At 64.8% G+C, this 21,649-nt stretch carries 21 protein-coding genes; 12 read left to right on the top strand and 9 right to left on the bottom strand.

What is annotated here, in order from left to right; all coding sequences use genetic code 11:
* Positions 1–107 precede the first annotated feature (107 nt).
* A complete protein-coding gene (locus IG197_RS11065) occupies positions 108–2,093 on the top strand; it encodes a PhoX family phosphatase (RefSeq protein WP_192318733.1) in 1,986 nt (661 codons plus the stop codon).
* A 47-nt stretch (positions 2,094–2,140) separates the two neighbouring features.
* Here the strand turns inward: IG197_RS11065 and IG197_RS11060 are convergent, their stop codons facing one another.
* The 8 genes from IG197_RS11060 to IG197_RS11025 form a co-directional block, all read right to left on the bottom strand.
* On the bottom strand, positions 2,141–2,479 hold the full coding sequence (locus tag IG197_RS11060) for a hypothetical protein (RefSeq protein WP_192318731.1): 339 nt from the start codon (positions 2,477–2,479) through the stop codon (positions 2,141–2,143).
* Between the two features lie 167 nt (positions 2,480–2,646).
* Entirely contained in the window at positions 2,647–2,952 is a 306-nt protein-coding gene (locus IG197_RS11055) for a hypothetical protein (RefSeq protein WP_067954508.1), read from the bottom strand.
* A 168-nt stretch (positions 2,953–3,120) separates the two neighbouring features.
* Positions 3,121–3,870, bottom strand: coding sequence for a hypothetical protein (locus IG197_RS11050; protein WP_192318729.1), 750 nt, complete (start codon positions 3,868–3,870; stop codon positions 3,121–3,123).
* 37 nt (positions 3,871–3,907) lie between these two features.
* Positions 3,908–4,510, bottom strand: coding sequence for a GNAT family N-acetyltransferase (locus tag IG197_RS11045; RefSeq protein WP_083948223.1), 603 nt, complete (start codon positions 4,508–4,510; stop codon positions 3,908–3,910).
* Between the two features lie 110 nt (positions 4,511–4,620).
* A complete protein-coding gene (locus tag IG197_RS11040) occupies positions 4,621–5,124 on the bottom strand; it encodes a DoxX family protein (protein WP_192318727.1) in 504 nt (167 codons plus the stop codon).
* Positions 5,121–5,885, bottom strand: a complete 765-nt coding sequence (locus IG197_RS11035) for a DNA-binding domain-containing protein (RefSeq protein WP_192318725.1) — start codon at positions 5,883–5,885, stop codon at positions 5,121–5,123. The genes IG197_RS11040 and IG197_RS11035 overlap by 4 nt, the downstream gene beginning before the upstream one ends.
* Before the next feature lie 2 nt (positions 5,886–5,887).
* Positions 5,888–6,775, bottom strand: coding sequence for a DUF692 family multinuclear iron-containing protein (locus tag IG197_RS11030; protein WP_192318723.1), 888 nt, complete (start codon positions 6,773–6,775; stop codon positions 5,888–5,890).
* A 62-nt stretch (positions 6,776–6,837) separates the two neighbouring features.
* The gene (locus IG197_RS11025; protein ID WP_067954498.1) at positions 6,838–7,125 is read right to left on the bottom strand and encodes a DUF2282 domain-containing protein; all 288 of its coding nucleotides are present in this window, start codon (positions 7,123–7,125) and stop codon (positions 6,838–6,840) included.
* A gap of 192 nt (positions 7,126–7,317) precedes the next feature.
* On the opposite strand from IG197_RS11025, the gene IG197_RS11020 reads away from it, so the two are divergent.
* From IG197_RS11020 to IG197_RS11005, 4 genes are all read left to right on the top strand, one after another.
* Entirely contained in the window at positions 7,318–7,854 is a 537-nt protein-coding gene (locus IG197_RS11020) for a sigma-70 family RNA polymerase sigma factor (protein ID WP_067954496.1), read from the top strand.
* An 11-nt stretch (positions 7,855–7,865) separates the two neighbouring features.
* Positions 7,866–8,504 (top strand): NrsF family protein, encoded by a 639-nt coding sequence (locus tag IG197_RS11015; RefSeq protein WP_192318721.1) that lies wholly within the window; start codon positions 7,866–7,868, stop codon positions 8,502–8,504.
* A gap of 57 nt (positions 8,505–8,561) precedes the next feature.
* A complete protein-coding gene (lepA, locus tag IG197_RS11010) occupies positions 8,562–10,370 on the top strand; it encodes a translation elongation factor 4 (protein WP_182573535.1) in 1,809 nt (602 codons plus the stop codon).
* 376 nt (positions 10,371–10,746) lie between these two features.
* Complete coding sequence (locus IG197_RS11005) at positions 10,747–12,720, top strand: NAD(P)-binding protein (RefSeq protein WP_192318720.1); 1,974 nt, start codon at positions 10,747–10,749, stop codon at positions 12,718–12,720.
* Between the two features lie 138 nt (positions 12,721–12,858).
* On the opposite strand, the gene IG197_RS11000 is transcribed toward IG197_RS11005, so the two are convergent.
* Positions 12,859–13,323, bottom strand: a complete 465-nt coding sequence (locus IG197_RS11000) for a hypothetical protein (protein ID WP_192318718.1) — start codon at positions 13,321–13,323, stop codon at positions 12,859–12,861.
* 162 nt (positions 13,324–13,485) lie between these two features.
* Here IG197_RS11000 and IG197_RS10995 point away from each other — a divergent pair, with 162 nt between their 5' ends.
* From IG197_RS10995 to IG197_RS10965, 7 genes are all read left to right on the top strand, one after another.
* Positions 13,486–13,665, top strand: coding sequence for a hypothetical protein (locus tag IG197_RS10995; RefSeq protein ID WP_067954483.1), 180 nt, complete (start codon positions 13,486–13,488; stop codon positions 13,663–13,665).
* Between the two features lie 399 nt (positions 13,666–14,064).
* Positions 14,065–14,703, top strand: coding sequence for a CDGSH iron-sulfur domain-containing protein (locus tag IG197_RS10990; RefSeq protein ID WP_192319684.1), 639 nt, complete (start codon positions 14,065–14,067; stop codon positions 14,701–14,703).
* A 212-nt stretch (positions 14,704–14,915) separates the two neighbouring features.
* On the top strand, positions 14,916–16,934 hold the full coding sequence (locus tag IG197_RS10985) for a hydantoinase/oxoprolinase N-terminal domain-containing protein (RefSeq protein ID WP_192318717.1): 2,019 nt from the start codon (positions 14,916–14,918) through the stop codon (positions 16,932–16,934).
* A gap of 147 nt (positions 16,935–17,081) precedes the next feature.
* Positions 17,082–19,253, top strand: a complete 2,172-nt coding sequence (locus tag IG197_RS10980; RefSeq protein WP_192318715.1) for a malate synthase G — start codon at positions 17,082–17,084, stop codon at positions 19,251–19,253.
* Between the two features lie 281 nt (positions 19,254–19,534).
* Entirely contained in the window at positions 19,535–20,218 is a 684-nt protein-coding gene (tsaB, locus tag IG197_RS10975) for a tRNA (adenosine(37)-N6)-threonylcarbamoyltransferase complex dimerization subunit type 1 TsaB (protein WP_192318713.1), read from the top strand.
* Positions 20,215–20,703, top strand: a complete 489-nt coding sequence (gene rimI / locus IG197_RS10970; RefSeq protein WP_067954472.1) for a ribosomal protein S18-alanine N-acetyltransferase — start codon at positions 20,215–20,217, stop codon at positions 20,701–20,703. The genes tsaB and rimI overlap by 4 nt, the downstream gene beginning before the upstream one ends.
* 36 nt (positions 20,704–20,739) lie before the next feature.
* Positions 20,740–21,540 carry a 1-acyl-sn-glycerol-3-phosphate acyltransferase gene (locus tag IG197_RS10965; RefSeq protein WP_067954470.1) on the top strand — a complete coding sequence of 267 codons (801 nt, stop codon included), beginning with the start codon at positions 20,740–20,742 and terminating at the stop codon, positions 21,538–21,540.
* Positions 21,541–21,649: the final 109 nt, after the last annotated feature.

Genomic DNA, 21,649 nt, shown 5'->3' with positions numbered 1-21,649 from the left:
CGCTTTGTTGCGCGGCCGATTTTCGGCGAAACTGTCATGCTGTTGTTATGCGCGGCAACTAGCGGTCTCGGCGAACCCCAAGCCGAACACCTGCCAGAGGTTACCCCATGAACCAGCCCACCGATCAGAAGTTTCGCACCTCGATGCTCGAGGAGAATGACGGTCCCGGCCACAACCCGACCGACAACCGCACCATGGGCGACATCATCGCCAAGCGCTTCTCCCGCCGCAGCTTCCTCCAGGGCTCGCTCGCCGTCTCGGCCATTGCCGCAACCGTAAGCCCCATCGCCATCATCCTCGCCGACGACGCCCGCGCCGCCGGCGGTTCGGCCTTCAGCTTCGACGAGATCGAGGCCGGCATCGACGACAAGCATCATGTTGCCGCTGGCTACGACGCCGACGTGCTGTTGCGCTGGGGTGATCCGATCTTCGCCGATGCACCCGAATTCGATCCGACCAACCAGTCGGCCGAGGCGCAGGCCAGGCAGTTCGGCTACAACAACGACTATGTCGGCTACATCGCGCTCGCAGGTTCGGCAGAGCACGGCCTGCTCGTCGTCAACCACGAATACACCAACGAGCACCTGATGTTCCCCGGCATCGTCAAGATCGTCGAGGGCAAGATCGAGGTCGCGCCCGCTGACCAGAAGCGCGTCGACATCGAGATGGCGGCCCATGGCGGCACCATCGTCGAGATCCGCAAGGAAGCGGGCAAGTGGCATCCGGTCCGCGACGGCAAGCTCAACCGCCGCATCACCTCGACAACCGAAATGCAGCTGACCGGCCCGGCCGCCGGCCACGACCGCCTGAAGACCAATGCCGATGCATCCGGAACCAAGGTGTTCGGCACGCTCAACAACTGCGCCGGCGGCGTCACGCCCTGGGGCACCTACATCATGGCTGAGGAAAACTTCCACGGCTATTTCGGTGGCGAGCTGCCGGCCGATCATCCGGAGGCCGCCAACTACAAGCGCCTCGGCGTGCCGGAAGGCACCTATGAGTGGTTCAAGTTCTACGACCGCTTCGACGTCTCCAAGGAGCCGAACGAGCCCAACCGCTTCGGCTGGATCGTGGAGGTCGACGTCAACGACCCGAACTCGCTGCCGAAAAAGCGCACGGCGCTCGGCCGCTTCAAGCACGAGGGGGCTGAATCCATCGTCGCTGCCGACGGCCGTGTCGTCTTCTATCTCGGCGACGACGAGCGCTTCGACTACGTCTACAAGTTCGTGACCAAGGGCAAGTTCAACCCAGACGACCGCGCCGCCAATCTCGACCTGCTCGACGAAGGCACGCTCTATGTCGCAAAGTTTGCCGAGGACGGCACCTTCGCCTGGCTGCCGCTGGTCCAGGGCGAAGGCCCGCTTACTGCCGACAACGGCTTTGTCAGCCAGGCCGACGTGGTCATCGAGGCGCGCCGCGCCGGCGACCTGCTCGGCGCTACCAAAATGGACCGCCCCGAAGACATCCAGCCCAACGGCGTCAACGGCAAGGTCTATGTCATGCTGACCAACAACACCAAGCGCAAGGCCGACCAGGTCGACGCCGCCAACCCACGCGCCGAAAACGCCTTCGGTCACATCATCGAGCTCATCGAGGACGGCAGCGATTTCACCGCCACCAAGGGCAAATGGGAAGTCCTGCTCAAGTGCGGTGACCCGTCAGTCGCCGAGGTCGGCGCCTCGTTCTCGACGTCCACGACCCAGAATGGCTGGTTCGGCATGCCCGACAACTGCGCCGTCGACTCCGCCGGCCGCCTGTGGGTGTCGACTGACGGAAATTCGCCCAAGGCCACCGGCCGCACCGACGGCCTGTGGGCCGTCGACACCGAGGGCGCGGCGCGCGCCACCTCGAAGCTGTTCTTCCGCGTGCCTGTCGGCGCCGAGATGTGCGGCCCGCTGTTCACGCCCGACGACCAGACCGCATTCGTTGCCGTCCAGCATCCGGCCGACGGTGGCGAGGATTGGGAAGGCTTTGGCCGTCCGTCCTATTATGAGGACCTGTCGACGCGCTGGCCCGACTTCAAGCCCGATATGCCGGTCCGACCGGCCGTCGTCGCCATCACCAGGCAGGGCGGCGGCAAGATCGCCGTCTGATAGAAGTCTTTGTGCCTGAGGGAAGCGGCCGCGTTCAGCGGCCGTTTTCATTTTCCGGCCAGCGTCGGCCCGAGCGTGATCAGCGCCACCGCCACCACCGCGAGCCCGACGCCGATGCCCTGTATGCCGCTCAGCTTCTCGCCAAAATAAATGATGGCCACCGCGTTGACGGCGATCAACTGGATCACCGCCGATAGCGAGAACGACACCGACATGCCGAAGTCCCGCACCAGGCGCAACATGATCAGGTTGCCCAGCGAATAGAGGATCAGCGTCACCACCAGCTTGCCGATGGTCGGCTCGACGCCCCAGGTCTTGGCGACCATCGCGGCGATGAGGAAGATGACGGTCGAAAAACCGAGCAGCGAAAGGCCGACGACGGACATTTTTCAGGCAAGCTCCCACAAATGTCCGGCGATTTGCTCCGAATGCCGCGCCAACGTCAAGCAGAGCGGCGACACGCTCCAACGTTATGGCGCCATGCGACGCAAAAACCCTCCCGTCCGGAAACGGGAGGGCGCTTGGCTTCAGGTCTTGGGAACCCCTGATTCCATCAGGGATAGGTACACTTGCCCTTCTGCGGTTCGCCCTGCGGGCCCGGCGTGCCGGTCTCCTCCCAGTCGCCGCCATGGCTGATGCAATAGGAGATCATCAGGTTGCACGACGCCTTGTTGTTGCAGGTCTCGACATGGCCGTGGGTCTGTCCGCCGCCCGGCGCCTTGAGGCCGAGCTGGTGCGGCGGCGGTGCCGGCACGCGGGCCTTGAGCTGGGCAGCCGATGCAGCACCGGCAAAGGCCGACATCGAAAGTGCGAGCGTCGCGATCAGCGACGAGCGGATGATGGTGTTGGTCATGTTCATTTCGGTTCTCCTCTGGGACACTTTGATCTTGCGGCTCACCGGCCGCCACGATCGTGTGTGTCGGGGTTGGAGAAGAAGGTTCACGGCGGAGCTGGAAAAAAGTTCGGACGATCTTTGAGGCCGCTTGCCATCCCGCGAAAACAGGCTGTCGGGCTGCAACCCGACAGCCTATTCGCCACTCACGGGGATCGTCGCAACAATCCGCCCGGAAAGCGCCAGGTCGTCGTTCGTCGCCATCACCGCCAGCGACGTCACCGGCAGTTCGGCCAACACGCGCCGCCGCCACCGCTCCGCCAATCCTGCCAGATCAGTCGTCTCCGCAGCGGTCAGAGCCGCCGCGAAATGGTAGAGGCCGACCACATGGAAGCGGGTCTGCCGCGCGCCGCAGGCTTGCTGCACCAGGCCGAAGACATCTTCGTCGTGGTGGCAGCAGGGATAGACCGGCAGGTAGATCCGGCCGGTGTTGATCCGGCCGAGGAACGGCCCGCCGAGGCGCAGGGCAAGTGCTCCCAGCGGCGCGAGCGCTACGGTCACAGCCTGCACGCACCGCGCGATGTCGGGCTCGGACAGGCCACCGACGATGGTGGCATGCAGCATGCCGGCGCGCTCGCGGCCGAGCTGCCAGGCGATCTTGTCGCTGAACGAAAACGAACGCAGCTCCGCCTCGAATGCTTGGAACGTCTCGCTGCGGCCGAGCGCCTGGGCGTCGATGGGGACGACAAGCGAATGGCGCGGCGTGTCATAGCGGCCATTGCGATAATCCGTGCCGTCCTTGCCGGCAATGATCTCGGCATGGCCTGGAGCAACCAGCGGCAGATGGGCAAGCCTATAGGCATCGTCGAAGGTCAGCGTCTCGCCGGGACCGAAGACCCGGCGCGACGCGTCAAAGGCCATGACGGTGTCGTTGCAGAATTTCATCCTGAAACGTCCATGCGGCGGGTTTCCCCCTGCGCGCTCATCCCGTTCGTGGCTTGACCATCAGCACCCAGTTCTCGCCTGCACCGGTCCAGCCATCCTTGACCATCGGCTCGGAGGCGACCTCGCGATAGCCGACGCTTTCATAGAGATGGCGGGCCTTGGTGTTGGCGTCCGAAACGATCAGGCTGGTGCCGGTGCAGCCGGTGGCCTCGGCGATCGCGTCGGCCATGGCCAGCAGCCGCGAGCCGTAGCCGCGCGCCCGTGCCTCCGGCAGCGTCGCCATGACGTTGACATACCAGCTGCCCACCGCCATCGCCTCGAGCATGTTGAATGGCACGAACATCGCCGGCGTGTCGGGGTCGGGCAACGACGGCTCGATCGGATAGCCGATCAGGCAGGCAATCACCTTGCCATGTTCCAGTACCACCGCGTTGCGATAGGAAAAGCTGCCTTGCTCGCGTTGCGCCCGCTGGCGGCCGACCTCCCAGGGGTCGCCACCTTCGGCCATCTTGGTCCAGAGATAAAGCGGCAGCCCGTCGCCAGCCATGTTGACCAGCTTGGCCAGGATCGCGGCGTCCTCCTTGGTGGCGGGCCGCGCCTCGGCAGTCAAACCCTCGTCGCGGTGCGCCTTTTCGGGCATGACATGCTCCTCCAGTCCACAGCGTCCCCTCGCTGCGGCAGTATAGGAGCGCGCGTTCCGGGCGGCGTCAACCGCCGACCGCGTGTGTCTCGGGCAGGCCCGCCACCACCTCAGTTTTTACGTGCGCCAAGGCCAACCAGCCTGTCCAGAGAAAGCTGTCCGCCCCCATAGGCAGCCAGCGCCAATGCCATCGCCGCCCAGGGCAGATGGAAATTGGCCCAGCCCTCCGGCACCGTCAGTTGGATCACTGCCGTCATCGCCAGGATGCCGAGGGCGGCAAAGCGCGTGCCGAGCCCCAGCACCAGCAGGATCGGCAGCACGATCTCGCCGATGCCTGCCAGCGTCGCCATCAGGATCGGCGCCGGATAGGGGTACTGGCTGCCGAGGATGTGCAGCGAAAACTCCTGGGTAAACAGATAGCGCGCGCCGTTGGACAGCGTCAGGAAGCCGTCCCATTTGGTCAGTCCCGACTTGAAGAACGGCACGGCTATGGCAAAGCGCAGCGCCAGGAGTGGCAGCGCCTCGGGGATCGCCGCAATCGCTGACTCAATGCGCCGGATCGCGGAGCCCAAGCCGGCCTCGTGCGCCATTGGCGCGTGGTTGATGTCGCTCATCTCATGTCTCCTTGTTGGTCAGCCACGCCGGCGAACATGCCGAGCGCGACCAGGCCGACGATGGCGCGGCCGAAGTCGAATGCCGGGTCCGTGTCGAAGGCTTCAGCCGCGGCGTCGCCGATGCTGTCGCCGCGCAACAGCACTGCCGCGAACACCGCGTCCGCCTCGGCGATGACATGCACGGCCACCTCGATGTCCGGCCGGGTGATCACGATGCTCTCCGGCTCGAGCACCGTCTGCACGCGGACCTCGTCGCCCTGGTGGGCCTGCCAGATCGTCCCGATGGAAAACTTCGAACGAACCAGCGCCGCCGCCGGATGCGCAATGAGGGTGGCGCTGCCGAGCCACTCGGGCGCCAGCCTTGCCAGCGCCGCGACGTCGAGCGGAACGATGTCGGCGGCGTGGTAGGCGCGGGTCCAGTGGGCCTCCAGCCGCGCCGTGTCGGCGAGATAGGGCAGGGCGGCGGCCGGGGCGAAGCCGGCGACGAAATCGGGAAAGCTGTCGCCATAGGCAAACATCACCGGGCTGTCGGGCAGCGTCGTTGCGATGAAAGCACGTGCCATGCCGTTGAAGAAGTCGTCGCCGACAAGCCGCCGCAGGACCGGGAAACGCTGGCTCAGCGCCTTGGAGAGCGAAACCGCGACATTGTTGCGGTAGACGGCGAAGCGCGCCACATCGGCCTCGCCGCGCGCGCTGGTCACGCCGTCCGGCAGCGGTCGTGTGGCATCGAGCAAGGCTGAGGCAAACGTGTTCTGGTCCATCGTCACGCGCGCCTGGAAAACCGCGCATCGCGCCGCAGCGCTGCCTCGTCGAGCACGGCCTCGGCGCGCGTGGCCTCCGCCAGCAGCACGGCAAAGGCCGGCACGTCATTGTCCCATTCGATCAGCGTCGGTACCGGGCCGGTGCGGCCGATCGTGTGGCGATAGAGCGAAAAGACGTCGTCGGCGACTGTCGAATTGTGGGCGTCGATCAGCAGCCGGTCACCGGCGCCGTCGACGGTCTCGTCATAGCCGGCGAGGTGGATCTCGCCGACGCGCTCGACCGGGAAGCGGTCGATGTAAGCGAACGGGTCGAGCCTGTGGTTGATGGCCGACACCATCACGTTGTTGACGTCGAGCAGCAGCCCGCAGCCGGTCCTTTCGGCAATGGCGTCGAGGAAGTCGATCTCGTCGATCGTGCTGTCTTCGAACAGGATGTAGGTCGAGGGATTTTCGAGCAGCATGCGTCGCCCCACCGCCTGCTGCACCTCGTCGACATGGGCGCTGACACGCGCCAGCGTCCGGTTCGTATAGGGCAGCGGCAGCAGGTCGTTCAGGAAGCCGGCGTCATGCGTCGACCAGGCCAGATGTTCGGAAAAGGACTGCGGCTGGTAGCGGTCGATCAGCCGCCGCAGCCGCGCCAGATGCGCCTTGTCGAGTGGTCGTTCGGCCCCGATCGACAATCCGACGCCGTGCAGCGACAGCGGATAGCGCGCAACGATCTCGGACAGTGTGCGGTGCGGCGCACCGCCGTCGCCCATATAATTCTCGGCATGGACCTCGAAGAAGCCGATTTCGGGCTCGGTCGCGATGATTTCGCCTATGTGCTCGGGATTGAGGCCAAGGCCCGCGCGGGCGGGTAGGGACTGGCCGCTTTGTGTACCGGTATTCATGCTGGGTGCTCGGATGGGTCGGGCAGGCGAGATGGGGCCCGGCGCGCCGGGCCCCATGTGCATCACATGGCAGTTGGCTCGAGCATGCCCTTGTGACCGTCGACGTCCATCGTCGTGCAGGTGCCGGCTGGCACGGCCTTCCAGGCGTTGCCCTGATAGTCCATGGTCGAGGTGCCGGCGCAGGTCGTGCCTGCTCCCGCGGCGCAATCGTTCTGGCCCTTCAGCGAAATGCCGTAGCACTTTTCCATGCCGACCATCTTTTCAGCCGGCAGCGGGGCGGCAAAGGCGGACGAGGCAAGTGCCGATGCGAGCGAACCGGCGAGAGCAAGGGCTAGGGTCTGGCGATTCATGACGTTCTCCTGATGAAGGATTGACAGGGAAGCGTTCTGCGTCCCATGCCGTCGACTTCGCCGGCACCTCGCCATTCGTTACGCCGGGCCGTGAACACGGTTTCGTGAGTGAGACGGCAGTTGGCGTTGTAACATTTCTGCGTCGACTGAAGTAACAAACGGCTTCTTAAGCCGAAGAGAAGGAAGACAGGCTTGACGAGGACGGATGACGCCGAACTCGCTCGGCTTTTCAGGGCGGCAATTTCAGGTGATGAAGGCGCATACGCTGCCTTTCTCGATGGCGTGGCGCAATTGGTGCGCGGATATTGCCGCAGACGTATCGTGCATGGCGGCGTCGAGCCGGAGGATGTCGTCCAGGAGGTTCTGCTTGCGATTCATCTGAAGCGTCATACCTGGCGCCAGGATGAAGCAGTGACGCCTTGGGTCTACGCCATCGCCCGCTACAAGCTGATCGATGCCTTCCGCCGCCGCGGCAAGCGCATCGAGGTCGACATCGCAGACTTCGCCGAAACGCTCGCCGAGCCCGAGAAGGACGAAGTGGGCGAGCGCGACATCGGCCGTGCGCTCGACGGCCTGGCCCCGGTGCAGCGCAGTGTCGTTGCCTCGGTTTCGGTCGAGGGTGCCTCGATCGGCGAGACGGCCAATGCGCTTGGCATGACCGAGACGGCGGTGCGGGTGGCGCTGCATCGCGGCCTCAAGGCGATCGCGCATCGCTTCAGACAGGACTGAACGGAACGGAAATGGAAACGAAGAATCTCATCAAGGCGATTTCCAGCGACGCGGCAGCAGGCCGGCGTTCGTTCGGCACGCTGCTGCGCGCCGCCTTCGTTGCGGCAAGCGTCATTGCCGCTGTCGTCTTTTCCGTCGTCGCCGGCCCGCGCGCCGATTTTGCCGCCGCCGCCGAAACCTGGCGTTTCCTCCTCAAATTCGTTGTCACCCTGGCGCTGGTTGCCACATCGGGTGCGGTGGCTATTGCACTCGCCCGTCCCGGTGCGCGGCTTGGCATGCGTGTCGCGTTGCTCGCTGCCGCACCCGCCATCCTGCTCGGCGCGGTCCTGATCGAACTCACCACCATTGCCCCTTCTGAATGGGCGACCCGGCTTGTCGGCACCAACAACATGGTTTGCCTGACACTGATCCCACTCATCGGTCTCGGCCCGCTCGCCATCTTCCTCGCCGCCATGCGCCAGGGCGCGCCGACGCAGCCCAGCCTCGCCGGTGCCGCCTGCGGCCTGCTCGCCGGCGGCCTTGCCGCGACGCTCTACGCCGCCCACTGCTTCGACGACTCGCCGTTTTTCGTCGCCACCTGGTACACGCTGGCCATCGCCATCCTGACCGTCGTCGGCGCGATCGCCGGCCGGTACGTCCTGCGCTGGTAGCAAAGCGCCGCAAAGCCGCGCTTGTTAACCCTTGCGGCCCCTGCTAAAGCGCGGCGCATGACCACACCGCTCGACCACATCCGCAATTTCTCCATCGTTGCCCATATCGATCATGGCAAGTCGACGCTTGCCGACCGGCTGATCCAGTCCACCGGCGGGCTGGAACTGCGCGAGATGACCGAGCAGGTCCTCGACAACATGGACATCGAGCGCGAGCGCGGCATCACCATCAAGGCTCAGACCGTTCGGCTCAACTACCGTGCCAACAATGGCGAGGATTACATCCTCAACCTGATCGACACGCCCGGACACGTCGACTTCGCCTATGAAGTCTCGCGCTCGCTGTCGGCCTGCGAGGGCTCGCTGCTCGTCGTCGACGCTTCCCAGGGCGTCGAGGCGCAGACACTGGCGAACGTCTACCAGGCCATCGACAACAACCACGAGATCGTCGTCGTCCTCAACAAGATCGACCTGCCCGCCGCCGAGCCCGAGCGCATCAAGGAGCAGGTCGAGGAAGTCATCGGCATCGACGCCTCGCAAGCCGTCCACATCTCGGCCAAGACCGGCCTCGGCATCGAGGACGTGCTCGAGGCGATCGTCACCCAGTTGCCGCCGCCGCGCGAGGGCGACATCGACGCGCCGCTTAAGGCGATGCTGGTCGACAGCTGGTACGACACCTATCTCGGCGTCATCGTCCTGGTGCGCATCATCGATGGCAAGCTCAAGAAGGGCCAGACCATCCGGATGATGGAGACCAACGCCAAATATCTGGTCGAGCGTACCGGCGTCTTCACGCCGAAGATGGTCCAGGTCGACGAGCTCGGCCCGGGTGAATTCGGCTTCTTCACCGGCTCGATCAAGGAAGTGGCCGACACCCGCGTCGGCGACACCATCACCGAGGACAAGCGCCCCACCGCAAAGGCCCTGCCGGGCTTCAAGCCGGCCCAGCCGGTGGTGTTCTGCGGCCTGTTCCCGGTCGACGCCGCCGATTTCGAGGACCTCCGCGCCGCCATGGGCAAGCTGCGCCTCAACGACGCCAGCTTCTCCTTCGAAATGGAAACCTCGGCCGCACTCGGCTTCGGTTTCCGCTGCGGCTTCCTCGGCCTGCTGCATCTCGAGATCATCCAGGAGCGGCTCGAGCGCGAGTTCAACCTCGACCTCATCGCCACCGCCCCCAGCGTCGTCTACCGCATGAACCTCAATGACGGGTCGACCAAGGAACTGCACAATCCCGCCGACATGCCCGACGTGGTCAAGATCGCCGCGATCGAGGAGCCGTGGATCCGCGCCACCATCCTCACCCCGGACGATTATCTCGGCTCGATCCTGAAACTCTGCCAGGAGCGCCGCGGCATCCAGGCCGACCTCTCTTATGTCGGCAAGCGCGCCATGCTGGTCTACGATCTGCCGCTCAACGAGGTCGTGTTCGATTTCTATGACCGCCTGAAGTCGATCTCCAAGGGCTACGCCTCCTTCGACTACCACCTGACCGACTACCGCGAGGGCGACCTCGTCAAGATGTCGATCCTGGTCAATGAGGAGCCCGTCGACGCGCTGTCGATGCTCGTCCATCGCACCGCCGCGGAAAAGCGCGGCCGCGTCATGGTCGAGAAGCTGAAGGAGCTGATCCCGCAGCACATGTTCAAGATCCCCGTCCAGGCCGCCATCGGCGGCAAGGTCATTGCCCGCGAGACCATCTCGGCGCTGCGCAAGGACGTCACCGCCAAGTGCTACGGCGGCGACGTCACCCGCAAGCGCAAGCTGCTCGAGAAGCAGAAAGAGGGCAAGAAGCGCATGCGCCAGTTCGGCAAGGTCGACATCCCGCAGGAAGCCTTTATCCAGGCGCTCAAGATGGGCGACAACTAGCGTTCTCTTTTTCCTTCTCCCCGTTCACGGGGGTGAGGAGTGCCCGGCCAACGTTCGATCAGTCGACAATGATGTGTCGACTGAAGCGACGAACGCCCGGAGCCATAACGGAGGGCGGTGGCCCGCAGGGCCGGATGAGGGGCGGCGCAACTCTGCGCGATCTCCTAAAAGTATCAACGCCGCATGCTGATCGCGACCCGGCTTATCTCGCCCTCAACAATCGTCTCCACTCCATCTATAGTCATCCCGCAGTGCAAACGCGTATTGCACCGCAGCGTCGAATTATTCGCGGCCACGCGTCTTCGACTGTTCTGTCGATTTACTGACATCGTGAAGATGGCTAGCCTTCCCCTCGCATTCTGCCAGAGGGAACATCATGAACTGGACTGAAAAAGACAAGAAACTGGGTATGGACCGCGCCATAACAAGGCGCGATTTCATGGATGGCGTGGCGATGGCGATTGGTGGCGCGGTGGCGTTGCGTGCCATGGGCCCCGGCCGGGCGCAGGCGCAAGCTGCCGCCACGGCCTACCCACCTGCCGCTGCGGAGCTGCAGGGGCAGACCGACACTGCCCAGAATGTCATGCATGCCGTCCGCGACGGCACCTACTGGTCCGACGCCGGCCCGGTCACGTCGAGCGCCGAGAGCTACGACCTCGTCGTCGTCGGTGCCGGTATTTCGGGCCTTGCCGCCGCACATGCCTTCCGCAAACAGGCCGGCCCCGACAAGCGTGTGCTGATCGTCGATCCGCTCGCCGATTTCGGCGGCCACGCCAAGCGCAACGAATTCACCGCTTCGAATGGTTCGAAGCTGATCGGTTATGGCGGCAGCCAGTCGATGCAGACGCCGAGTTACTTCAGCCCCGCCGTCAACGCGCTGCTCGCCGATATCGGCATCGAGCCCAAACGCTTCGAAACCTTCTACGATCAGAAATGGTCCGATGATCGCGGCCTGTCGGGCGCCATCTTCTTCTCCAAGGAGCAGTGGGGCGAGGACAGGCTGGTGATCCGCAAGGGCAAGCCGGCCGAATGGGTGGCCAACACACCGCTCAACGACAAGGCCAAGGCCGACCTGATCCAGCTTATGGAAGCGCCCGGCGACTATCTGCCCGGCCTAAACAGCGAGCAGCGCCTGCAGAAACTGTCGGAGATCACCTACAGGGCGTTCCTGCTCGACCATGCCAAGGTCGACCCGCAAGTCGCTGACTATTTTGCCACCTCGACCAATGGCTATTTCGGCGTCGGCATCGACACTGCGAGCGCACTCGACGCGCGCGCCAACGGAAATCCGGGTTTCGACGGTATGGATCTCGGCGAGGCTGTGTCGAAATACAACAGCCCGTCCGGCCGTCTCGCATTCACCGACCCCGACGACTACATCTACCATTTCCCCGACGGCAATGCCGGCATCGCCCGTGCTCTTGTACGCGCGCTGGTGCCAGGCGCGCTTGCCGGCACGACAATGGAGGAGCTGGTTACCGAAACCGTCGACTATTCAGCCCTCGACAAGCCGGAAAACGCTGTCCGCATCAGGCTGAATTCGACAGTCGTCAAGGTCGCGCATGATGGCGCCCCAGGCAGCGCCAGCTCGGTTACCGTCACCTATGCCGACGCCGCAGGCAAGCCGGTCAGCATCAAGGCCGGGCACGTCGTGCTCGCCTGCTGGCACCGGGTCATTCCCTATCTCACCGACGAACTCGGCACTGAGCAGACAGCTGCCCTCAACGACCAGCAGAAGGTGCCGCTGATCTACACCAACGTCCAGCTGCGCAACTGGGAGGCCTTCGACAAGCTCAAGATCGACGGTTTCAGGGCGCGCGGCGATTTCTGGAGCGGCGCCGACATCGATTTCCCTGTCTCGATGGGCGCCTACAAATTCGCCGACAAGCCTGAGGATCCCGTCATCCTGCACCTCTCCAAGGTGATGACCAGCCCGGGCCTTGCCCCGCGCGAACAGGCGCTGGCCGGGCGCCGGGCGCTGATGACGCTGAGCTTCGAGGAGATGGAGCGCTCGATCCGCGACCTGCTCGGCCGCGCCCTGTCAGGCGGCGGCTTCGACCCCGCTCGCGACATAGAGGCCATCACCTGCAATCGCTGGTCGCACGGCTACGCCTACGAATATATGCGTCCGGGCGACCGCTTCTGGCCCGACGGCCCGCTGCCCATCGAAGCCGCGCGCAAGCCATGGGGCCGCATCTCGATCGCCAATGCCGACAGCGGCGCTTACGCCTACGCCCATTCGGCGATCGACCAGGGCGTGCGTGCGGTACGGGATCTGCTGGGGACGCCTGAAGGAGCGCCCGACTATGCCCGCTTCCCGGGGCCTCAGGCGGAGAAGATCGGGCTCTAAAGCGGGCGATCGACGCTTTGTCCTTCTCCCCGTTCACGGGGAGAAGGTGGCCCGCAGGGCCGGATGAGGGGCAGCGCAAACCAGCTCTTAAATGTCGTGTCAGCCATCACGGATACGCAAGATGAATGGGCTCTATCGCTACCTCCCAAACCGCATCACCCAGTTCACCTCCCACGTTTCGCCACTATCCCTGGACATCGCCTGTTCCCAGCGCGGTTCCTCCCCGCCAGTCCAGAGGAACCGCACGCGCACGGGCACACCGCCCTCGACATCATCGCCATAGAAGATGCCACGCCCGTCCTCGAACCTCCCGATCGTCGGCGGGAACAGCCGATAACTCTTTGTGTCGCTCCAGTAGATCGACCACAGCCCCGTCTCCGGGTTGTAGAGCCTGAGCGTCATGCCGGTGAAGCCGCGCTCTGGCGCCGTCATCTGGTCGAGATTGCCGCCGAACGTGCCGTCGGGTGCCTGCATCACCTTTTCGATGTGCGAGAACGCGGTGAACGTCTCCCATTCGGTGGAACCCACCAGCCGCGCGCGCAGGCGTTCGTTGGTCACCGTCCAGTCGCCGATCAGGAAATCGAAATCGTCAAAGCCGCTCATGCCATCCTCCCATTGGTTTGCCCAGGAATAGCAGACCCCTGCTGACAGGCTTCTGTCAGCAACCGCCCGCGAAGGCCGGCAAGCGATGGCTTGACCTTGCCGGCACCTCGGGCTCATCTGCCGCCGCGATCCCGCCACAGCTTCCGCGTAACGCCCGCCCCTATGAAACTGCTCGCCGCTCTCCTTGCTTTGGCCATCCTGCCCGCTTGCGGTACGCGCGCGCCGGTGCCGCCGGCAACAGTGGCTGCTCCGCCGGCCGCCGTGCAGCCCGCCGTCGAACCGCTGCCGGCTGGGGTAAAACCGCTGACGGTCGAGCAGGACGAGCAGATTTCGCAGGGGTGAGGGATAATCTTGCCCCGCAGGCTTCTTCGCTTTTTTCTGCTTGGTATCGTTCCTTCGCACCCCCCTCTGGCCTGCCGGCGTTCGATGCTCGAAAAGCCAAGCAATTGGCTTTTCGTCCGCTGCGCGGAACTCATCGCCCCCCCCCACAAGGAGGGAGATTAGTCGCGTCGCCGGCGGCGCAAGTCCTGCAAGATTGCGGGGATTCAGCTTACTGTCTCGGCGATTGGGCGCGGCGACGATGACAGCGTGATCTCCCTCCTTGCGGGGGAGATGGCCGGCAGGCCAGAGGGGGGTGCGAAGGAACGCAAGCTCTCAGAATCTGCGTCTAGCGCAAGCAGCCCTTGCCAGCGAACGCGGGAGCGATAAGCTCGGCCCATATCCATGGAGGCCTCGAAAAACATGGCCAAGGGCATGGTCGAGGGCGAGAAGATCGATGTCGGCTTTTCCGGTCGTCGCTGCATCCACTCGCGCAATTGCGTTCTCGCCAATCCTCATGTCTTCGAGCCCAATGCGCCGGGCGAATGGATTCACCCGGACGCGGCGTCTGTCGAGCAGATCGTGGCGATCGCCGAAAGCTGTCCTTCGGGCGCCATCACCTATCGCCGCCGGGATGGCGGGCCGGCTGAGGCGCCGCCGGTGGTCAACACGGTTCGCATCCGCGAGAACGGGCCGCTGGCCGTGCATGCCGAAATCGTCTTCAACGGCGAGACCTTCCATCGCGCCACCTTGTGCCGCTGCGGTGCTTCTGAGAACAAGCCGTTCTGCGACGGCAGCCACACCAAGACCGGCTTTGTCGCCACCGGTGAGCCGGCGTTGAAGCAGTCCCAGCCGCTCGCTGCCCGGGATGGGCCGCTGGTCGTCACGCCGCAGCCCAACGGCAACCTCAAGCTCGAGGGCAATGTCGAGATCGTCACCGGCACCGGCCACACGATCGACCGCGCGACAAAAGTCTGGCTTTGCCGCTGCGGCCAGTCGGCCAACAAGCCCTGGTGCGACAACACCCACAAGAGCATGTCGTGGTCGACCGAAGGTCGATGACAAGCCAACGATTTGGCTTGTCAAACGACTAAGCGCCCGGAGCCACAGCGGAGGGCAGGCTTTGTCGCGAGACAGGCGTGCGCGGCACGAGGCAAGCACAAAATGGGACGCGCATTGGGCTGCCCCCCTGCTTGGCCGAAACTGGCCAATTTTGCTTTGCGGGCGATATCGGCTAAGCGGGACGGAGCCCACCAAGTCCGGAACATCAGCGCATGCACGCCAGCCATCCCCTCTATCTCGGCATCGACACCGGCGGCACCTACACTGACGCCGTGTTATGGTCCGAGGCGCATGGCCCGCAGGGCAAGGTGCTGGCCAAAGCCAAGTCGCTGACCACCCGCCACGACCTCGCCGTCGGCATTTCGGGCGCGGTCGATGCGGTGCTCGACAAGGCCGGCGTCAACCCTGCCGCCATCAAGCTGGTGTCGATGTCGACGACGCTTGCCACCAACGCGCTTGTCGAGGGCCAGGGCGGGCGCGTGGCGCTGGTCATGATCGGCTTTTCCGAGGCTGACCTCGCCCGCGACGGGCTGAAGACCGCGCTCGGCACCGATCCGCTGGTTTTGTGCGAGGGCGGCCATGACGTCCACGGCAACGCCCGCACGCTTGATCTCGGAGCCCTCGAAGCGGCCTTGCCAAAATTGGCGAAATCCGTCTCGGGCTTCGCCGTCTGCGCCTATTTCGCCACCCGCAACCCGGCTCATGAGATCGCCGCCCGCGACCTCATCCGCGAGGCGACGGGCATGCCAGTCACCACCAGCCACGAGTTGTCGGCCAAGCTCGGCGGCCCGCGCCGGGCCCTGACCACGCTGCTCAATGCCCGCCTGATCTCGATGATCGACCGCCTCGTCGCCGCGACCGAAGGGTTCCTCGACAAGCGCAAGATCAATGCGCCCTTGATGGTGGTGCGCGGTGATGGCGCGCTGGTGTCTGCCCAATTCGCCCGCCAGCGGCCGATCGAGACAATCCTGTCCGGTCCCGCTGCCAGCCTCGTCGGCGCCCGTCACATGACCGGGCTCGACAATGCTGTCGTCTCCGACATCGGCGGTACCACCACCGATGTCGCCGTGCTCGACCATGGCCGCCCGCGCCTCGACCCCGAGGGCGCCACCGTCGGCGGCTTCCGCACCATGGTCGAGGCTGTCGCCATGCGCACCTTCGGCCTCGGTGGCGATTCCGAGGTATCGCTGGAGGAAGGCGGGCTGAAGCCGAAGATGTCGCTCGGCCCGCGCCGCCTGGTGCCGCTGGCGCTTGCCGGCATGGTCCATGGCGAGGCGGTCTCGGTGGAGCTGGAACGCCAGCTGCGCGCCCCCAATCCCGGCCGCATGGATGGCCGTTTTGCTGTGCGCACCGGCGTGCCCGAGCAACTGGCGGCAGGGTTGACCGCGCCGGAGGCAAAGCTCTACGACCAGATTACCGGCGTGCCGCAGCCGATCGACCGTTTGCTCACCTCCAACGCCCAGAATGCCACGCTCAATCGGCTGGTGTCGCGCGGGCTTGTCCATGTCTGTGGCTTCACGCCTTCGGACGCCGCTCATGTGCTTGGCCGTCAGGCCAATTGGGACGAGGCGGCGGCCAGGCTCGGCGCCGAGTTGTTCGCCCGCAAGCGCGACGGTCGCGGCCAGCCGGTCGCGGCGAGCCCGGAGGCGATTGCCGAACGCGTGCTGGCGACGTTGACCCGCCTGTCGGCGGAGGTGATCCTCGAAACCGCCTTCGCCGAGGATGGGCTCGACGGTGCTGCAACCGTGGCACACGCCCTGGTACAGCGCGCCGTCGACGCCCATCCTGGCATCGCTCGCTTCACGGTCGCGCTCGACCGTCCGGTCATCGGTCTCGGCGCCTCGGCCCCGCTGCATTATGCCGGCCTGCCGCCGCTGGTCGGCAACGAATGCGTGGTGCCTAGCGATACCGACGTCGCCAACGCGCTGGGGGCGGTTGTCGGCCAGGTCCGCGTGACGGCCGAGGCCCGCGTCAGCCAGCCCAAGGAAGGTCTGTTCCGCGTCGCCGTCGGCGAATTGTTGCGCGATTTCACCGACGAGGAGGCGGCGATGGCGCTGGCGGAAGCCGAAGCGCGCGCCATAGTTGGCGCGAGGGCTCGCGATGCCGGCACCGATGCGGCAGAGGTCGAAGTGACTGTCGATCTCAAAGTCTCGACGGTCGAAAGCCAGCGCATGTTCATCGAGGCGCATGTGCTTGCGACCGCCAGCGGCCGGCCCCGGATCGCGGTTTGACGGCTAAATCGATTTGCAGCGGCAATGGCCGTAAATCATTGCTGCCTTGCAACATTCGACGAATTGACCGTGCGCGTTTTGCATGCCAAACGCCCGAAAACTTTATTTAGAACGCCCCTGCGGCGCCGGAATTCTGGAGCGCATCTCATGACCGATACTGTCTCCCTTCATGGCCTTTCTGTTGCGCGCGCGCTCCACGAGTTCGTGGTCTCGGAGGCTCTGCCTGGGACGGGTGTCGATGCGGAGGCGTTCTGGGAGGGCTTTGCGTCGATCGTGCATGATCTGGCGCCGAAGAACCGGGCGCTTTTGGAAAAGCGCGACGACTTCCAGCTCAAGCTCGACGCCTGGTACCGCAAGCATGGCGCCCCTCACGACATGGCGGCCTACAAGGCGTTCCTGAGCGAGATCGGCTACTTGGTCCCCGAGGGTCCAGCCTTTGCTGTCACCACCGAGAATGTCGATCCCGAGATCGCCACCGTCGCCGGGCCGCAGCTTGTCGTGCCGGTCATGAATGCGCGTTATGCGCTGAACGCCGCCAATGCGCGCTGGGGTTCGCTCTATGACGCGCTCTACGGCACCGATGCGATCCCGGATGCTGACGGCGCCGAGAAGACCAAGGGCTACAATCCCAAGCGTGGCCAAAAGGTCATCGCCTGGGCCAAGGCCTTTTTGGATCAGTCAGCACCGCTGGCTCAGGGCAGCTGGAGCGACGTGACCGGGCTGTCGATTGTCGACGGCAAGCTCGTGCTGGCCAATGCGTCTGGTTCGGTTGCACTGGGCGACGGCAAACAATTCGCCGGCTATCGCGGCGAGGCAAACAACCCCGACGCGGTGCTGCTGGTCAAGAACGGCCTGCATGTCGAGGTGGTGGTCAACCGTGACAGTGCGATCGGCAAGACAGATCCGGCCGGTATTTCGGACATGATCCTGGAGTCCGCACTCACCACCATCCAGGACTGCGAGGATTCGGTCGCAGCAGTCGACGCCGAAGACAAGGTCGCCGTCTACCGCAACTGGCTCGGCCTGATGAAGGGCGACTTGTCCGAGAGTTTCGACAAGGGCGGCAAGCTTGTCACCCGCAAGCTCAATGCCGACCGTGCCTACACCGGTGCCGATGGCAAGACCGTCTCGCTGCCCGGCCGCTCGCTGATGCTGGTGCGCAATGTCGGCCACCTGATGACCAATCCCGCGATCCACGACCGTGACGGCCATGAGGTGCCCGAAGGCATCATGGATGCGGCAATCACCGCTTTGATCGCCCTGCACGACGTCGGAGCCAAGGGCCGTCGCATGAACTCCCGCGCCGGCTCGATGTATGTGGTCAAGCCGAAGATGCATGGCCCCGAGGAAGTGGCCTTTGCCGTCGAGATCTTCGACCGCGTCGAGCGCCTCGTCGGCATGCCCAGAAAGACCATCAAGATGGGCATCATGGACGAGGAGCGGCGCACCACGATCAACCTCAGGGAATGCATCCGTGCCGCCAAGGAACGTGTGGTGTTCATCAACACCGGGTTCCTCGACCGCACCGGCGACGAAATCCACAGCTCGATGGAAGCCGGCCCCATGGTGCGCAAGGGCGACATGAAGCAGGCGCCATGGATCAATGCCTACGAGGCCTGGAACGTCGACACCGGTCTCGAATGCGGCCTGTCGGGCCATGCCCAGATCGGAAAGGGCATGTGGGCGATGCCCGACCTGATGGCAGCGATGCTGGAGCAGAAGATCGCTCACCCACGCGCCGGCGCCAACACCGCCTGGGTGCCGTCGCCGACGGCGGCGACGCTGCATGCCACCCACTACCACAAGGTCGACGTGCATGCCGTCCAGGCCGAGCTGAAGAGCCGGCCCAAGGCGCGGCTCGACGACATCCTGTCGGTACCTGTGGTCGTCCGTCCCAACTGGACGCCCGACGAGATCCAGCGCGAGCTCGACAACAATGCGCAGGGCATCCTGGGTTATGTCGTGCGCTGGATCGACCAGGGCGTCGGCTGTTCCAAGGTTCCCGACATCAACGATGTCGGGCTGATGGAAGACCGCGCCACCTTGCGCATCTCGTCCCAGCACATCGCCAACTGGCTGCGCCACGACGTCTGCTCGCACATCCAGGTGATGGATTCGCTGCAGCGCATGGCAGCGATCGTCGACCGGCAGAATGTCGGCGATCCGCTCTACAAGCCGATGGCGCCGGAGTTCGACCAGTCGACCGCCTTCCGCGCTGCCTGCGACCTCGTCTTCGAAGGCCGCGCCCAGCCCAACGGCTATACCGAACCGGTCCTCCACAAGCGCAGGCTCGAACTCAAGGCGAAGGAACGGGGCTGATCATTGCCAACGGAATGCTAAGCAGTCCGTGGTAGCCTATCTCGTATGACAGCGTTTCTTCACGCCCCCCTCTGCCCTGCCGGGCATCTCCCCCACAAGGGGGGAGATCAGGCCTTCATGCCCGCCTCAGCTAATCAACTGCGACGCAAAGGAAACTTCTTAAGACCTTGCAGAGCGCGCGGTAGGCAGCACTTGCTGATCTCCCCCCTCGTGGGGGAGATGGCCGGCAGGCCAGAGGGGGGCGCGAAAGAGCTCACCATACCCGCAAGGTACTGGGCATCATGATCCTGCTCGCCATCGACTGTGCCGCCAGCCTCTGTGCCGCCAGCGTCTACGATGTCGGCGCCGGCCGCGAGCTTGGTCGCTCCGTGCGCGACCTCGGCAAGGGCCATGCCGAGCATCTGATGGCCGTCATCGACGAGGCGTTGGCGCAGGCCGGCAAGACATATGCCGACCTCGGGCGCATTGGCGTTTCCATCGGCCCCGGCTCGTTTACCGGCGTGCGGGTTGCTGTATCGGCGGCGCGTGGCTTCTCGCTGGCGTTGAAAATCCCGGCAGTCGGCGTGACGACGCTGGAGGCATTGGCGGCCGAAACGCGCGCGGCGCTGGGGCCATGCAAGGTGCTTGCTGCCCTTGATGCCGGGCGTGCGGAACTGCATGCCGCCGTCTATGATGAAAACGGACAAGCGGTTCATGAACCGGCGGTCCTCACGCTCGATGAGGCCGCAACCATCGCCGCAGCGGAAACGATGGCGCTGGCCGGCACCGCGGCGCAGCTGATCGCCGGCGCTGCCACCGGCATGGACATCACATTAGGGCCCGTGTCGGCCACCGCCGACATCGGTACCTATGCCCGTATCGCCGCCGGCAAGGCTGGCGATGGCGAGCGGCCGAAGCCGATTTATCTGAGAGCACCGGATGCCAAGCCGCAGGCTGGCTTCGTGCTGCCTAGGGAACAGAAATGAAACTGCCGTTCTGGCCGCTGAAGCGCGACTACGCCCTCGAACTCCTGACCATTGGCGACAGCGCCGCCATCGCTCCCTTGCATCGCGAGGATTTTGTCAGGCCCTGGTCGGGCGAGGAGTTCTCGCAGCTTCTGGAACAGGACACGGTGTTCGGCTTTGCCGTCCGCGAGGTCGGCCACGGCACGGAAGCCCCTGCCGGCTTCGTGCTGGCCAGGCTCGCCGCCGGTGAGGCGGAAATCCTGACCATCGCGGTGTCGCGCGCGCACCGCCGCCACGGGCTGGGCTGGCGCTTGATGGACGCCGTGCTGCGCGAACTGCATGCCCAGCGCGCCGAGGCGCTGTTCCTCGAGGTCGACGAGACCAATGCGCCGGCGATCGCGCTCTACCGCAAGTTCGGTTTCCACGAGGTCGGCAAGCGCCCCAATTATTACCAGTCGGCCCAAGGGGCGACGGGCGCGCTTGTCATGCGGCTCGATCTTCGCTAGCCAGAAGCCCGAAATTAATAGGGCATCGAGCACTACATGATCGGAAAGATCCGTACGGGGCTCGCGCTCTTCTGGATGGTTGCGGCCTCGCTGGTGCTGGTGCCGCTGCAGGTCATCTCGATGAAGACCGGCTTGTGGCCGGAAACCGTGATCCTGAAGATCTGGCACCGCGCCATGCTTTGGGCGCTCGGCATGCGCGTGCATGTCGTCGGTGAGATGGTGAAGACCCGACCGCTGATGATCGCCTCCAACCACATCTCCTGGACCGACATCATGGCTATGGGATCGCGGTTCGACGTCACCTTCATCGCCAAGTCGGAACTGAACGGCTGGCCGATCTTCGGCTTCCTGTCGCGGCTGCAACGCACCGTCTTCATCGAGCGCGAACGCAAGCGCAAGTCCGGCGACCAGGCCAGCGAGATCGCCAGGCGTCTCGCCGCCGGCAACGCCATGGTGCTGTTTGCCGAAGGCAGCACCGGTGATGGCAACATGCTGTTGCCGTTCAAGAGCACGCTGTTTGGCGCCGCCTCGATGGCGATCGCCGAAGGTGCCGCCGAACATGTCGTCATCCAGCCGGTGTCGATCGCCTATACCCGCATCCATGGCATTCCGCTTGGCCGCCAGCATCGCCCGCTTGCCAGCTGGATCGGCGACATGGACCTGGTGCCGCATGTCGGTCAGTTGCTCGCCGAAGGCGGGCTGGACGTCGAGATCCGCTTCGGCGAGCCGATCGACTTTTCCGCCAGGTCGAGCCGCAAGGAAGCGACGCGGCTGATGGAAGAGCGCGTCCGCGACATGATGCAACAGTCGCTCGGTCAGCCGCTGCCGGTGCGCTGAGCATCCGCCGGTCAACGGGCGGCGTGGCCCTTCGAGAGGTGCAGGCCGGGCCAACGCAAACAGACAAAAAACCCCGACCGGAGCCGGGGGTCTGATTGTTTGCTGTCGA

The sequence above is a fragment of the Aminobacter sp. SR38 genome (genome assembly GCF_014843375.1).
GTDB lineage: Bacteria > Pseudomonadota > Alphaproteobacteria > Rhizobiales > Rhizobiaceae > Aminobacter > Aminobacter ciceronei.
Note: the sequence above shows the minus strand (reverse complement) of the source record. Positions and strands in the feature narration are given on the sequence as shown.

Bases quoted from the DNA above. Each gene is read 5' to 3' on its own strand.
- IG197_RS10980 (WP_192318715.1), top strand. From the start codon at position 17,082: ATGACCGATACTGTCTCCCTTCATGGCCTTTCTGTTGCGCGCGCGCTC.
- IG197_RS11005 (WP_192318720.1), top strand. From the start codon at position 10,747: ATGAACTGGACTGAAAAAGACAAGAAACTGGGTATGGACCGCGCCATA.
- lepA (WP_182573535.1), top strand. From the start codon at position 8,562: ATGACCACACCGCTCGACCACATCCGCAATTTCTCCATCGTTGCCCAT.
- IG197_RS10995 (WP_067954483.1), top strand. From the start codon at position 13,486: ATGAAACTGCTCGCCGCTCTCCTTGCTTTGGCCATCCTGCCCGCTTGC.
- IG197_RS11035 (WP_192318725.1), bottom strand. From the start codon at position 5,885: ATGGACCAGAACACGTTTGCCTCAGCCTTGCTCGATGCCACACGACCG.
- IG197_RS11060 (WP_192318731.1), bottom strand. From the start codon at position 2,479: ATGTCCGTCGTCGGCCTTTCGCTGCTCGGTTTTTCGACCGTCATCTTC.
- IG197_RS11015 (WP_192318721.1), top strand. From the start codon at position 7,866: ATGGAAACGAAGAATCTCATCAAGGCGATTTCCAGCGACGCGGCAGCA.
- IG197_RS11055 (WP_067954508.1), bottom strand. From the start codon at position 2,952: ATGAACATGACCAACACCATCATCCGCTCGTCGCTGATCGCGACGCTC.
- IG197_RS10990 (WP_192319684.1), top strand. From the start codon at position 14,065: ATGGCCAAGGGCATGGTCGAGGGCGAGAAGATCGATGTCGGCTTTTCC.
- rimI (WP_067954472.1), top strand. From the start codon at position 20,215: ATGAAACTGCCGTTCTGGCCGCTGAAGCGCGACTACGCCCTCGAACTC.
- IG197_RS11040 (WP_192318727.1), bottom strand. From the start codon at position 5,124: ATGAGCGACATCAACCACGCGCCAATGGCGCACGAGGCCGGCTTGGGC.
- IG197_RS10965 (WP_067954470.1), top strand. From the start codon at position 20,740: ATGATCGGAAAGATCCGTACGGGGCTCGCGCTCTTCTGGATGGTTGCG.
- IG197_RS11025 (WP_067954498.1), bottom strand. From the start codon at position 7,125: ATGAATCGCCAGACCCTAGCCCTTGCTCTCGCCGGTTCGCTCGCATCG.
- IG197_RS11050 (WP_192318729.1), bottom strand. From the start codon at position 3,870: ATGAAATTCTGCAACGACACCGTCATGGCCTTTGACGCGTCGCGCCGG.
- IG197_RS11030 (WP_192318723.1), bottom strand. From the start codon at position 6,775: ATGAATACCGGTACACAAAGCGGCCAGTCCCTACCCGCCCGCGCGGGC.
- IG197_RS11045 (WP_083948223.1), bottom strand. From the start codon at position 4,510: ATGCCCGAAAAGGCGCACCGCGACGAGGGTTTGACTGCCGAGGCGCGG.
- IG197_RS11065 (WP_192318733.1), top strand. From the start codon at position 108: ATGAACCAGCCCACCGATCAGAAGTTTCGCACCTCGATGCTCGAGGAG.
- IG197_RS10985 (WP_192318717.1), top strand. From the start codon at position 14,916: ATGCACGCCAGCCATCCCCTCTATCTCGGCATCGACACCGGCGGCACC.
- IG197_RS11000 (WP_192318718.1), bottom strand. From the start codon at position 13,323: ATGAGCGGCTTTGACGATTTCGATTTCCTGATCGGCGACTGGACGGTG.
- tsaB (WP_192318713.1), top strand. From the start codon at position 19,535: ATGATCCTGCTCGCCATCGACTGTGCCGCCAGCCTCTGTGCCGCCAGC.